Origin of the sequence: Rhodococcus sp. NPDC059179 (assembly GCF_042754885.1) — a bacterium.
In the GTDB taxonomy this organism is placed as follows: domain Bacteria; phylum Actinomycetota; class Actinomycetes; order Mycobacteriales; family Mycobacteriaceae; genus Rhodococcus_G.
Genome location: NZ_JBHZBV010000019.1, coordinates 40,606 through 53,917, shown reverse-complemented (window position 1 = coordinate 53,917; position 13,312 = coordinate 40,606). Strand labels below are relative to the sequence as shown.

Annotated in this window: 9 protein-coding genes; 5 read left to right on the top strand and 4 right to left on the bottom strand. The window is 70.3% G+C overall.

Annotated elements, in window-relative coordinates; translation table 11 throughout:
* Positions 1 to 91: 91 nt before the first annotated feature.
* Both ACFXMV_RS22665 and ACFXMV_RS22660 read right to left on the bottom strand, forming a co-directional pair.
* On the bottom strand, positions 92 to 1,321 hold the full coding sequence (locus tag ACFXMV_RS22665) for a hypothetical protein (RefSeq protein WP_378500818.1): 1,230 nt from the start codon (positions 1,319 to 1,321) through the stop codon (positions 92 to 94).
* Positions 1,322 to 1,397: 76 nt separating this feature from the next.
* Positions 1,398 to 3,047 carry an NERD domain-containing protein gene (locus ACFXMV_RS22660; protein WP_378500817.1) on the bottom strand — a complete coding sequence of 550 codons (1,650 nt, stop codon included), beginning with the start codon at positions 3,045 to 3,047 and terminating at the stop codon, positions 1,398 to 1,400.
* Between the two features lie 115 nt (positions 3,048 to 3,162).
* On the opposite strand from ACFXMV_RS22660, the gene ACFXMV_RS22655 reads away from it, so the two are divergent.
* From ACFXMV_RS22655 to ACFXMV_RS22640, 4 genes are all read left to right on the top strand, one after another.
* Positions 3,163 to 3,738 carry a histidine phosphatase family protein gene (locus tag ACFXMV_RS22655; RefSeq protein WP_378500816.1) on the top strand — a complete coding sequence of 192 codons (576 nt, stop codon included), beginning with the start codon at positions 3,163 to 3,165 and terminating at the stop codon, positions 3,736 to 3,738.
* Positions 3,739 to 3,880: 142 nt separating this feature from the next.
* Positions 3,881 to 5,467, top strand: a complete 1,587-nt coding sequence (locus ACFXMV_RS22650; protein WP_378500819.1) for a hypothetical protein — start codon at positions 3,881 to 3,883, stop codon at positions 5,465 to 5,467.
* A 39-nt stretch (positions 5,468 to 5,506) separates the two neighbouring features.
* A complete protein-coding gene (locus ACFXMV_RS22645) occupies positions 5,507 to 5,995 on the top strand; it encodes an SgcJ/EcaC family oxidoreductase (RefSeq protein ID WP_378500815.1) in 489 nt (162 codons plus the stop codon).
* Positions 5,992 to 6,627, top strand: a complete 636-nt coding sequence (locus ACFXMV_RS22640) for a hypothetical protein (protein ID WP_378503180.1) — start codon at positions 5,992 to 5,994, stop codon at positions 6,625 to 6,627. Before ACFXMV_RS22645 ends, ACFXMV_RS22640 begins: the two co-directional genes overlap by 4 nt.
* Before the next feature lie 31 nt (positions 6,628 to 6,658).
* Here the strand turns inward: ACFXMV_RS22640 and ACFXMV_RS22635 are convergent, their stop codons facing one another.
* The gene (locus ACFXMV_RS22635; RefSeq protein WP_378499733.1) at positions 6,659 to 9,166 is read right to left on the bottom strand and encodes an ABC transporter permease; all 2,508 of its coding nucleotides are present in this window, start codon (positions 9,164 to 9,166) and stop codon (positions 6,659 to 6,661) included.
* Between the two features lie 33 nt (positions 9,167 to 9,199).
* Positions 9,200 to 10,000, bottom strand: coding sequence for an ABC transporter ATP-binding protein (locus ACFXMV_RS22630; protein WP_378499732.1), 801 nt, complete (start codon positions 9,998 to 10,000; stop codon positions 9,200 to 9,202).
* Between the two features lie 179 nt (positions 10,001 to 10,179).
* On the opposite strand from ACFXMV_RS22630, the gene ACFXMV_RS22625 reads away from it, so the two are divergent.
* Positions 10,180 to 13,311 carry a BTAD domain-containing putative transcriptional regulator gene (locus ACFXMV_RS22625; protein WP_378503181.1) on the top strand — a complete coding sequence of 1,044 codons (3,132 nt, stop codon included), beginning with the start codon at positions 10,180 to 10,182 and terminating at the stop codon, positions 13,309 to 13,311.
* Position 13,312 lies beyond the last annotated feature (1 nt).

The window sequence follows — 13,312 nt, the reverse complement described above, 5'->3', positions numbered from 1 at the left end:
CTCGAGTACTACAACACTCGACGCCGCCACAGCGCACTCGGAGGGCTCCCACCGGTCAGCCGCCTGGCACCAACCTGATGGCCGGGTACACCTAGGGCCGGTCCCGGCCCGGTTCCGCGCGCGAGGTCAGCGCGAGGATGTCCCCGTACAGCACGCTCTGGTACGTCCCCATCAGCTCCTCCACCCCGTCGAACTGGTCGCCGACATGATGGGTGTTCTCCGCCGACAGTTCCCGGCTGCCCGAGCGTGCGATGAGGTCGTCGATCCTCGAATCGAGGCTCATCGTTCGCTGCACCGCCGCGATCGACTGCAGCTGATCCTCTGCCTCGGCGAGCAGGTCCCCGATCCGGGCCAGCGCCGCCACCCGGTCAACCAGCTGGTCCCACACCGGCTCGAGCGCCTGCTGACGGGCCCGGATCTGGGCGCGAGCACCCTCGCTGCGGGCCGCGTGCAGCGCGCCGAACAGTTCACCGCCGATCCCGCGCAGCGCGACGGCGTCCACCGCGATCTGGATCAGCTCGTCCGGCAGGTCCAGCTGGGCACGCTGGATCGCGAAGTGGTCGGAGTGCCAGGCCGCGGAGCCGTTGATCCGGTCGAACAGGGTGCCCGCCAGGAACAGGAGCGCGTCGAAGCGGTCCGAGAACCGGTCCCCCGGCTGCCCCGCGACCCCGCCGAGCGCCTCCGCGGCGCGGCGACCCGCCGCCGCCCACGGGGTGCGCTCGGCCAGGACCGCCAACCGGTCGGCCGCCGCGGCCAGCGCGGCCGCGGTGACCTGGTCGGTCGGCACGCGGCCCTCCACCAACGGGACGGGAGTGCGCGCCAGCGCGTCGAACAACGCCTCGCGCTGCGCCGGTTCCAGGTGCACCCCGTCCCGGCGGTCCCGGCGGATGGTGCGGACCCCGTTCGCGTAGTGCGCAGGCGAGTGCACGAAGCTCGACCGCGCCGAGAGCAGCCGCCGCTCGACCTCCCCCGCGCGGTGCGCGGCGACCGCCTGCAGCACCCCGGGTCGCATGCCCTTGGCCTTGCGGTCCAGCCGCGCGTGGTCGTCGGTCAGCAGCCGCAGCGCGCCGAACCCCCCGACGTCCGGGAGCGCCCGGCCTGCGCTGCGCCGCGCGGCGAGCACCGCGCGGGTCGGCTCGTCGAGGTACCCGGCCGCGATGAGCACCGCCGCCTCGTCGGACAGCTCGCGGCCCAGTCCGATCGCCGACGGCGTGTCGCCGATGTGCGCGTCGTCGCACCACGTCCGCACCTGCGCGGTGATGCGGGCCCGCCGCTGCGCGGCCGTCTCGGCCGGTGCCGGTGAATGCGTGCCGTCGGACATGGAGCCTCCCCGAGTCGAACCTCTCCAGCACCACTGTTCCAGAAGTCCGACGCGTGTGCCCGGGCCACCGGTGCCGTCAGATCCCCAGCCTGCGCAGCAGTTCGTCGCCGCCGACCTCACGGATGAGTTCGGGGTCCCCACACACCACCAGCTGATCGCGAGCCCGGGACAGCCCCACGTACAGCCGTTCCCGCGAACGCTCCTGCGCAACCACTTCGTTCACCGCGAGCACCACCGCCCGACGCTCGAGGCCCTTGAACCCGAGGACGTGACCGTAGAACACCTGTTCGTTGTCCCAGAAGCTGTTCCAGTAGGCCTCGCTACCGGCAGCCTGCCTGGAGACCTGCTCCGGATGGCGGCTGCCCGTCGCGAGCAGCGCCAGATCCTCGGGCCGCCAGCCGGCGTCGAGCAATACCTCGATCTGGTCGTCGGCGACGCCGAGCGCGTCGGCGGATCCGCACGGCACGAAGCGCACCTCCGGACCGTCCCCGCCGCGCAGCCGCATCCGCTGTCCGACCAGCGGCGTAAACGATTCCGCGATCTGCCGGGTGTTGCGCAGGTTGTGGTCGAGCACCAGCGGAACCAGTTGCACTGGCGGAACCCCCTGCCGGTCGAACACCCGCTGCCCCTCGTCGCTGAAGACGTAGATGCCTCCGGCCTCCTCGTCCTTGAGGGCCGCCAACACCGGCTCCCACCAGGCATCGGCGAAGTCTTGCGCCTCGTCGATGACCACCGCGTCAAACCGCTGCCCCGGCGGCAGGGCCGCCGCCAACTCGGCCATCTGCCGCGGCAATTCGTGCTCCCAGAAGTCCTGATTCCGGGGGCTGCGCACGCTCTCGTCCGGCCCCTCCGCCGCCGCCCACTGTCGCCCGAGCGTATGGAACTCGCCCACGTATGCGGGCTTGTCCCGTCGATGCCAGTTCGCGGTGAGCCTGCGCAGGTAGGAGGCGAGGCCGTGCGAGTAACAGATCAGCGCCACCCGCTGACCCGACTTCGCCAGTCGCCGAGCCTGTTCCACCGCGAGGAAGGTCTTGCCACTGCCCGCGCCGCCGCGCACCTCGACCCGCTTGAGCAACCGGACGGCGTCGAGGATGACGGCCTGCTGCGCGGTCAGCGCGTCGGCGGCATCCTCGTTCGCGATTGCCCGCGAGACAACGTCGCGCTGCGGCAACCCGCGCCCGGCGAGCACCTCGGCCAACTGCTCGACGCCGTCAGCGCCCAGGGCTGGCCGATCCAGCTGCTGCCCGGCAAGCACCTTCCACAGCATCGCGGCCAACTGGTCGAGCTCGTTGCGGTCGACCACCTTCCACCGCGGGCACTCCGGCAGCGCGAAGTCGGCCGCGATCTCGGCGTTCGGGAACACCACGATGTGGTCCCAGCGCACCCGGCCCGACGACCAGCGCGGGTCGTTCTCGACGAAGCTGCGCAGCGCGTAGCACCCGTCGCGGGCCTGCCGGACCGGATGGATGACGGCCGGTCCGGTACGGCGCTCCTGATACCAGTCGACGCCGTCGTGCCAGATCTGTCCGCCCTTGACCTCGACGCAGATGATGCCCTGGCCCTCAATCGCGACCACGAAGTCGATCTCATGGTCCTTCTGGTGATCGGTGACGCGCTGGTTCGCCACGACGAGGTCGCCGTCGCCGAGATTCCTCGTCAACGCCTGCCACACGGCGGTCTCCGCTGCGTTGACCAGGCGCGGGTTCTCGGGGATGCGGATCGGCATGCAGTCAGCTTGGCATGTCGCTCCGCGGCGCCATCGGCGGCCGGGAGAACAGCACCGCCTGTCGCACGGCGATTCGGGTGGCGCCGTCCCCGCCCGGTGTTAATCTGCCGCGACCATGACCTACCTGGCGCTGATCCGACATGGCGAGACCGAGTGGAACGCGCACCGACGACTGCAGGGTTCCTCGGACATCCCGCTCAACGACACCGGCCGCGTGCAGGCCCGCGGGGCCGCCGACGCCCTGACCGGCCGGACGTGGGATCTGCTGGTCAGCTCGCCGCTCTCGCGCGCCAGCGAGACCGCCGACATCATCGGGGCGCGGCTCGGTCTCGCGCGCTCCGCCGCCCACTCCGAGCTGGCCGAACGGCATCTCGGCGAGGCCGAGGGCGTCACCGACTACGAGGCCTACGACCGCTGGCCGCACGGGCGGTATCCGGGACTCGAGCCGAAGCCCGAGGTCGCGGCGCGTGGGCTTCGGGCCATCGACGACCTCGCGCGACGCCACCCGGGGTCCGCCATCATCGCGGTCACACACGGCGGGGTGATCCGCGCGATCCTCGACACCGTCCACTCTGCTCGCGCGCCGCGGATCCGCAACGCGGGTATCAGCACCCTCAGCCACGACGGGCGTCGGTGGACCGTGCACAGCATCAACGGGATCGACGTGGAACGGTCCCGGGCCAAGGGCTGAGGGTCTCCCCCGCTCGCAGCCCGTGGATCTTCCGCACCCGAGGTGCGAAACTCAGGGGGTGAGGCAACCACCTGAACGTGGAAATGCACGCCGGATTCGTCCGTCACTGCTGCGCTTCTGGGGTATCGCGGCGGTAGGCCTGCTGTGGCACGCTCCCGTCGCCGAGGCCGCGCCACCGCCGAGTCGGCCCGCAAGCTGTGTGCCGTTCGGGACCGCCCAACTGCCGCCGGGACTGCCGTCCGGCGGGGGCAGGATCGGGCTGACGATCCTGCCGGTGTTCACCGGGCACTCCGCCCCCGCAAGCGTCGAACTGCGCACCCCGACCACGCAGTTCAACCGGTTCTCCGATTTCGCGCTGGTCGGCCGTGACCTGCTGACCCGCCCCCGAACGCCTGGCAGTCCCACCGCGCAGCCGTGGCGCTACGTCCCGATGCCCGAGTGCCTGCGGGGTCGTCTGGTCGGAATCTCCCTGGACGACGACGAGTTGATCGCCGTCGACGCCAACGGCTGGATCTATACGATGGACAACGCATCACAGGATCCGATCCTGTGGAACTGGACCTCCGCGTGGGGCTCGCCGCTGTGGTTCGGTCCTGGACAACAACTTCCGGGCGCGAACGGGAACGGCTGGGCACTGAGCGTCTCCTCCCCGTGGGACAACCAGACCTACACCGACATCGCGGGACGCATTCACTACGTCGGGCTGGGGAAGATGACGATGGTGCCCGCGCTGACCGGCGACGGCAGCCGCATCACCTTCGCGGACCCGTGGCTGCCCAACGACAACAGCTACGAGATCGGCGGCCCACTCGGCGGGCGATTCCGGTCCACCGCACTGTCCGCGGCCGGGTCGACGACCTTCGTGATGAACAGGTACGGCGACATGTACGCCCGCAGTTTCGACTTCGACTCGTCGGGATCGGACTCGATCTTCTTCCGGTACAGCTGGGAGAGCCAGGCCGGCAGGCCCACCGCGCCAAGCATTTTCGCCGAGTCCCTCGATCGGGGCACCGCCGCCATCCAGTTGCCCGCACCCGACTGGACCCATCAGCCCAAGATTCCCGGCGAGATCACCACGGCGATCAGCGTCAACTCCACCGGGCCTGGACCGGACCAACGCGAACTGCGGGTGGAGGGCGGCCGGGACGGCGTCACGGGCTTCTGGCACAAGCCCCTGACGGCACCTGCCTGGGAGTTCACCCGCACGGACGCGGCCAGGTTGGGCACCCCGGTGGACAACCCCCCGACGGACCGGTCGACCGACACCCTGGCACCGCCCGCGCCCTGGCATCTGTCGGGAAGCCTGCCCGCCAGGAACGGCGCGATCGACGGTCAGGCGATGATCGACATCGGTTACCCGTATTCGGTCGTCGACCCACGCCTGCTCGACGCCGTCGGGCAGCATGCGGCGCCGTCGGGATACCGCCTCTCGGTTGCACACTTCGACCCCGCGGCCACCAGCAGGAAGGCCACGGTGACCGCCCCCGACGGCACCGAACTCCCGGTCGTGCTGCACACCGCCGACGGACTGAGACTGGTCGGCACGCGGGGTCCCGGACTCGACGGCGATCCGCGCCATCTCATCGGCGCCATCGAGATCCCCCGAGACGCATTCGACTCGCGCGGCGACGATCCGGCGCTCGACGAGTTCGTCCGGGACTGGATGCGCGGCAGGCAGTTCGCCGCCATCACCCTCAGTGCCACCGACCACGACCTGGTGGTGCGGTAGACCCCCGAATCCGACCAATCGACGAAATCAGGCGCCGCGATGCACAAGTCAACCGTTCGATTCATCGCACTGGCCGCGGGCGCCATTGCGTGCGCCACTGCGTGCGCGGACCCCATTTCCGGAGTCGCGCAGGATGATCCGCCGTCGCCGGAACAGGTCACCGAGTTGTTCGACACGTGGAACGACACCCTGGCGAGCGGTGACCCCGAGGCCGTCGCCGACCTGTACGCCCCGGACGCCGTGCTCCTCCCAACGGTGTCCAACGTGGTGCGCACCGACCGCGCGGGCATCGTCGACTACTTCACCGGGTTCCTGCCCACCAAGCCGAGCGCGGTGATCGAGCAGTCCACCGTCAACGTGCTCGACTCGGACAACGCGATCGACACCGGCGTGTACCGGATCACCCTGAGCAAGTCCGGCGTCCCGGAGGTCATCGACGCCCGCTACACGTTCGTGTACGAGAAGCGAGACGGCGAATGGCTGATCGTGAACCACCATTCCTCCGAGATGCCGGAATCCGAATCATGAACCGCCCGACCACGCCCCGCACACGCCTCCTCGGGCGGGCCGCGACCGCACTTTGTGTCGTGCTCACCTTGAGCGGCTGCGGCGACGGCAGCGACGGCGGCGCGATCTCCACGGGATCCGTCACCGCGGCGCCGGTGGACTCCCCCACCTCGGCAGCCGTCACCGCCGCCCCGGCGTCGACCACCCCGAGGCCGACGGGGAACACCGGCCCCCAGCGGGCCGACGCGTCCGACGACGCACACCTGACGGTCACCGGCCTGCGGGTCGGCGCCCACGACGGATTCGACCGCGTGGTCTACGAGTTGGGCGGCATCGGGGTCCCCGGCTGGGCGGTCCGCTACGTCGACCTCGCCGTCCAGGAAGGCAGCGGCGACGTGATCCCGATCTCCGGCAATGCGATCCTCGAGGTCCTGATCACCGGCAGCGGCTACCCCTTCGACACGGGCGTCGCCGAGTACGACGGGCCCAACCCGCTGCCGGGCGAGGACACCGAACTGGTCACCGAGGCCCGGATCTCCGGGGTGTTCGAGGGGACGACCCAGTCGTTCGTCGGCCTCGACAGTGGCGGCCATCCCTTCACGGTGTCCACCCTGAGCGACCCGACCAGGCTGGTCGTCGACATCGAGCGTTGATGTCGACGACCAGCCTGCGGCAGCCCCGCGATCACACCCCGGCGATCGCCTCCAGAGGCTTGGTGCGCGCCGCCCGCGCGGCCGGCCACAATGCGGCCAGCACGCCGACCACCGCGGAGCCGAGCAGCATCGCGACCACCTGTGCCCACGGCACCGCGATCACGTCGAGGCCCTGATCGGCGAGCGTGCTCACGAAACCCCAGCCGAAGGCGAGGCCGAGCAGCACCCCGACCGCCGCCCCGAAGACCGCGATGAGCACCGACTCGAGGTAGATGGTGCGCCGCACCTGCGGGCGTTGCATCCCGACGGCCCTGAGCATCCCGATCTCACGGCGCCGCTCCACCACCGACAACGCGAGGGTGTTGATGATGCCGAGGATCGCGATCACGATGGCCAACGCCAGCAGTCCGTAGAGCACCGCGAGCAGGGTGTCGATCTGCTGGCTCTGGCTGCCCTTGAACTCGTCCCGGTCCTTGACCTGCACGACCAGGAACTTGTCCGTCGCCGCCGCCAGGTCCCCGCGCATCGCCGCCAGGTCCGCGCCCGGCTGCGCCGCGATCAGTACCGCCCAGACGGCTCTGGCCGCGGCCGGGGTCACCTGCTCGTACACCGATTGGGGCACCACCCAGTCGCCGAGCAGTTGGGTGTCGGCGTAGATGCCGGTGACCGTGGTGGTCACCTGCTCGCCGTCCCGGTCGGTCATGACGACCGGCGAGCCGAGCTGCCAACCCTTCTCGGCGGCGGTCTTCCCCGAGACGAGCATGTTGTTGCCCGACAACGCCGCGGACCCCTCCTCCAGGGTGTAGTCGAGGACACCGTCGAGCTGGCCGTCCAGCGCGGTGCCGACCTGCGCCTCGTCGTCGATCTTGACCGAGACACCGTGCAGCGCAACCGCGTCCGCCACGCCGGGCACCTCCTTGACCGCGGCGGCCGCGCCGAGGGGAACACCCATCATCTCCGGGCCCGCGAGGATGTAGTCGGCGCGAACGCCGTTGTCCACCAGCGAGTTCACGCTCTCCTTCGCGGAGGACCCGAACACCCCGATCACCGACACCAGCATCAGCCCGAGGGTCAACGCGAACGCGGTCGCCGCGGTGCGGCGGGGATTGCGCACCGCGTTGGTCCGGGCCAGCCGACCCACCGGACCGAACGGCTTGGCCAGCACCGCACCGAGCGCCCCGACCACCGGGCGAGAGAGCGCGGGCGCCGCGAGCAGGACGGCGACGATCAGTGCGGCCGCACCGAGCCCGACGATCGCGGCCGCACCGCCCCCGGTTCCGCGCGAACCGGCCAGCAGCAGGCCGCCACCGATCACCGCGGCGATCACACCGACCAGCGTCCGCACCCGCAGCGAGTCACCGGTGGACGAGAACTCCTCCCGCATCGCCGCGACCGGCGGCACCTTGGCCGCCCGGCGCGCGGGCGCGTAGGCACTGACCACCGTGACGAGCACGCCGATGACGAGGGCCACGATGATGGTGCGCGGCTGCAATTGCAGTGGTCCGGAAGGCAATCCGACGTCGAAGGTGTTGAGCAGCGCGCGCAGCCCGTAGGCCAGCCCGACGCCAGCGGCGATGCCAACGGCGCTGCCGAGCAGGCCGACGATCAGCGCCTCGAGGACCACCGAGCGTCCGACCTGCTGGCGGCTGGCGCCGATCGCCCGCAGCAGCGCGAGCTCGCGCAGGCGCTGGGCCACGATCATCGAGAAGGTGTTGTAGATGATGAACGTCCCGACCAGCAACGCGATCGCACCGAACGCGAGCAGGAAGTAGTTCATGAAGCTGAGGGCCGAGTTCACCTCCGCCTTCACGTCCTCGCGAACCTGATCGCCGGTGTCCACCTTGAGGTCCGGCAGCGCCGCGGCGACCCGGTCGCGCAGCTCTGACTGTGACTCGCCGGAGCCGGCCACGTCGATGTAGTCCACATGGCTGCCGTCGGTGAACAGCTCACGTGCCTGCGCACCATCGAACACGGCCCCGATGAATCCACCCGTGTCGGAAGGTGTTTCGTAGATGCCGGAGACGGTGACGTCGACGACGCCGTGCGCCGAGACGAGCACCTGCGTGCTGTCCCCGACGGCGAGTCCGGCCTTGCGTGCACCTGCCTCGTTGAGCGCGATCTGACCCGGCCCCGTGGGAGCCGTTCCCTCGACCATCACATCGGGGTCGCCGAGCGCCTGCTCCGGCGGGGTGTAGGACAGACCGATGCTGGGCGCACCACCGGTCTGCACCGGCTTCTTGTCCGAACCGAGCAGCACGATCTGACCGTCGACGGCCGGCACGACCGCACGCACCCCGTCGACGGCCTCGAGCGTCGGGATGTCGGTCAGCGGTACCCCGCTCGAGCCCTCCTCGGGGCTGCTGACGCGGACGTCGACGCCCTTCGCCGCGTCCTCGAACAGTCCGTTGAACGTCTTCTGCAGCGTGTCGGTGAACACGAACGAGCCGGCCACGAAGGCGGTGCCGAGCACGACCGACAGCACCGTGAGCGCCAGCCGGACCTTGTGCGCCGCGAGGTTTCGTAGCGAGACCTTGCGCATGGGTGATGCTCTGTTGATGGGTGATGACATGCCTCAGCCCTGTCCGTCGACGCTGATGGTGTCCAGTCGCTTCATCCGGTCCAGGACCGTCTCGGCGGTCGGGTCGCGCAGCTCGTCGACGATGTGCCCGTCGGCGAGGAACACCACCCGGTCCGCGTAGCTCGCCGCCCGCGGGTCGTGGGTGACGATCACGACGGTCTGGCCGAACTCGTCGACCGCCGCGCGCAGGATGGCGAGCACCTCCCCCGACGAGCGGGAGTCCAGGTTGCCGGTCGGCTCGTCGCCGAAGATGATCTCCGGCTGGCCCGCGAGGGCCCGGGCGCAGGCGACCCGCTGCTGCTGGCCACCGGACAGCTCGCTGGGGCGATGGTCGAGCCGGTCCTTGAGCCCGAGCCGGGTGAGCACGTTGTCGAGCCAGGACGCGTCGGCCTTGCGTCCCGCGATGTCGAGCGGGAGGGTGATGTTCTCGAGCGCGGTGAGCGTCGGGACCAGGTTGAACGACTGGAATACGAACCCGATCCGGTCGCGGCGCAGCTGCGTCATCTGCTTGTCGGACAGGGTCGTCAGCTCGGTGTCGCCGATCAGCACCGACCCCGAGGTGGCGGCGTCCAGCCCGGCCAGGCAGTGCATCAGCGTCGACTTGCCGGACCCCGAGGGGCCCATGATCGCGGTGAACTCGCCGCGCGCGAAGTCCGCCGACACCCCGTCCAGCGCCCGGACCTGGGTGTCCCCCGAGCCGTAGGTCTTGGTCAGGTTCTGCGCGCGGGCCGCGACGGTGGTGGGGGCGGGCGTTTCGGTTGACACCGCTACGGCGCCGAGGGCATGCGAGCTCATGACTGCCTTTCGTCCTTGGGGCTGGGCTGACACTGCGACCGCATCAGTCTTGTCGGAGCCGGTACCCGGGCGCCATCGGGGACCACCCTGATCTTTTGCTCAGGGTGGTCCGGCGCGGGGCACTAGAGCATTCAGAACGGATTGCCGGTGAGGGCGAGCCGCCGTGGGAGAGTTGCCGAGTGCAGATCGGGATACTTGGATCATTCGAGGTTCGCACGGACGACGGCGTCGTGGCCGACGTGCCGGGTGCCCGGCTGCGCGCGCTGTGGATCGCCCTCGCACTCGAACCGGGCCGCGTGGTCCCGAAGTCGACGCTCATCGACTGGATCTGGGGCGAGAACCCGCCAGCCGATGCGGCGAATGCCCTGCAACGCTTGGTTTCCCGGCTGCGGAAGGCACTGCCGGACGGCTTGGTCGAGGGGCAGACGGGCGGCTACCGCTCGGTGGTCGACCCCGACGCTGTCGACGCCCTTCGGTTCGAACGCCTCATCGGCAGGACTCGCCAGGAGGAGGGTCTCCAGCGAGTTCGGCTGCTGCGCGAGGCCCTCGCGTTGTGGCGCGGTGCGGCCATGCAGGATGTCGGGCTGGAGGACAGTGACGCGTTCGACGCGGCGGCGACTCGGCTCGAGGGGCTGCGCCTGACCGCGATGGAGGATCGCTTCGAAGCGGAGGTCGGTCTCGGCCGCGGCACCGAGGTGGTCGCGGAACTGACCGACGCGGTGTCCGCGCATCCGCTGCGGGAACCGCTGGTTGCTGCGCTGATGCGGGCGCTGGTTGCGGCCGGTCGCGACTCCGAGGCCGTGCTCGCCTACGAGCGCCTGAGGGAGGCCCTTGCCGACGCGCTCGGCATCGATCCCTCGCCGGAGTTGTCGGCCCTGCACGTCGCGTTGCTGCGGGGCGAGCTGGGGCGGCGCGAGGAGAACCGGCAGACCAACGTCCGTGCCGAGCTCACAAGTTTCGTCGGCCGGGACGCTGATGCCGCCGCCGTCCGCGACCTCGTCGCGGAGCATCGGCTGACCACCTTGATCGGGCCGGGCGGTTCGGGCAAGACCAGGCTGGCAACGGAAACCGCGCGCACGCTGATCGGCGACCTGCCGGACGGGGTCTGGTTGATCGAGCTCGCCGCCAGCGGCGCTGACGGCGACGTGGCGCAGGCCGCGCTCACCGGACTAGGGCTCCGGGATGCCTTGCTCGGCGCGGCACCGAGCGCGGACCCGGTTGATGGGCTCATCGCCGCGATCCGCGAGCGGGAAGCGCTGCTGATCCTGGACAACTGCGAGCACGTGATCGAGGCGGCGGCCAGGTTCGCCGATCGGGTGCTCGGCGAATGCCGCCGGCTGCGGATCCTGGCGACCAGCAGGGAACCGCTCGGCATCACAGGTGAGGCGCTGTGGCAGGTCGAGCCCCTGTCCGTGCCAACCGACGCAGGCCTTGCCGAGATCGCGTCCTCGCCTGCCGTCCGGTTGCTGCGCGACAGGGCGGGCGCGGTGCGCAGGGACCTCGGAGTCGACGACCACACCTTGTCGACGATGGTGCGCGTATGCCGGGCGCTGGACGGGATGCCGCTGGCGATCGAACTGGCCGCGGCGAGGCTACGCACCATGTCCATCGATCAGCTCGCCAACCGGCTCGATGACCGGTTCCGCCTGCTGACCGGCGGGAGTCGTACCGCATTGCCGCGACACAAGACGCTGCGCGCGGTGGTCGACTGGAGCTGGGAGTTGCTCACCGATGCCGAGCGGACGGTTCTGCGCCGGCTGTCGGTGTTCTCGGGCGGGGCGAGCCTGGAGGCGGCCGAACGGGTCTGCGTCGAGGCGGTCGAACAGGACGAGGTGTTGGAACTACTCACCTCGCTGGCCGAGAAGTCACTGCTGGTCACCGAGGGCGACGGCGCCCCGCGCTATCGGATGCTCACCACGATCAAGGAGTACGCCGCGGATCGGCTCGCCGAGGCGGGGGAATCGGACGTGGCTCGCCAGGCGCATCTCGCCTACTTCACCGACCTCACCGAGACCGCGGAACCACATCTGCGCCGCGCCGCGCAACTGGAGTGGCTCGCCACGCTCGAGGCCGACCACGACAACATCGGTGCCGCGATGCGGGGGGCGCTCGCGGCGGGTGAAGCACAGGCGGCGATGCGGCTCGCGGCGGCCGCCGGTTGGTACTGGTGGCTCGGCGGGCGCAGGGCCGAAGGCATCGAGCTGTTGATCGCGGCCGCCGACGTTCCCGGCGAGGTGACCGATGACGTCCGGGCCATGACCTACGGGTTGGTGGTGCTCTTCGTGACCTCCGGGCGGGGTGACGAACACCTGGGCGCCGAATGGATCCACAAGGCGTATCGGTTCAGTCGGCAAAGTCGGCACCGCAACCCGCTGCTGGGATTGGTGACACCGCTCGAACGCTTGCTGCAGGCGCCGGACGAAGCGGTGTCCGCGTTCGAGTCGTTGCTCGACAGCGAGGACCCCTGGGTGCGCGCCCTGGCGCGGCTACAGGCGGGCAAGATGCGGATCATGCTCGGCCAGGGCGGCCGGGACGCGGAGGCCAATCTGGAGATGGCGTTGGCCGAGTTCCGGACGCTCGGCGAACGATTCGGGATTTCGTTGGCCCTGTCCCAGCTGGCGGACCAGCTCGCCATGCGCGGTGAGTTCGCCGGTGCGTGCGAGCACTACGAACAGGCGGTCACGGTCATCACCGAGGTCGGCGCCATCGAGGATGTCATCCGGCTGCGGACCCAACAGGCCCAGCTGTACTGGCTGCACGGCGATCGGGACTCCAGCGCGGCCGCCATCGCCGAGGCCGAGCGGTGCGCCAAAGGGGTCACCTGGCCGCATGCGCTGGTCGAGCTGGCGCTCGCCAAGGCGGAGCTCGCTCGGTGGGGCGGTGACGCCGAGGAGGCTCGCCATCAACTCGGCGTCGGGACCGCCCTTCTCGGCGACGAGGCGGAGCTGGCGAACATCCGCGCGGTGATACATGACGCGCTCGGCTACCTGGCCGACGATCTCCGTGAGGCCCGTACACATCGTGTGGCTGCTTGGCAGGCGGCGTCCGAGGCGGGATACGCACCCACGATCGCCCAGATACTCGTCGGGGTCGCGGACCTGGCAGTTCGCCTCGACGAGCACGAACAGGCGGCGCGGTTGCTCGCGGCCAGCGTCGGGGTGCGCGGACTGCCGGATCGCTCACGCCCGGATGCGGCCAGGATCGAGCAGAACGCGCGACGTCACCTCGGCGAAGCACGGTTCGCCGAGGTGACGCAGGAGGGTACGCAGGCGAGCTGGTCTCAGCTGATCGAGGTCACGCTCGCTTCGTGAG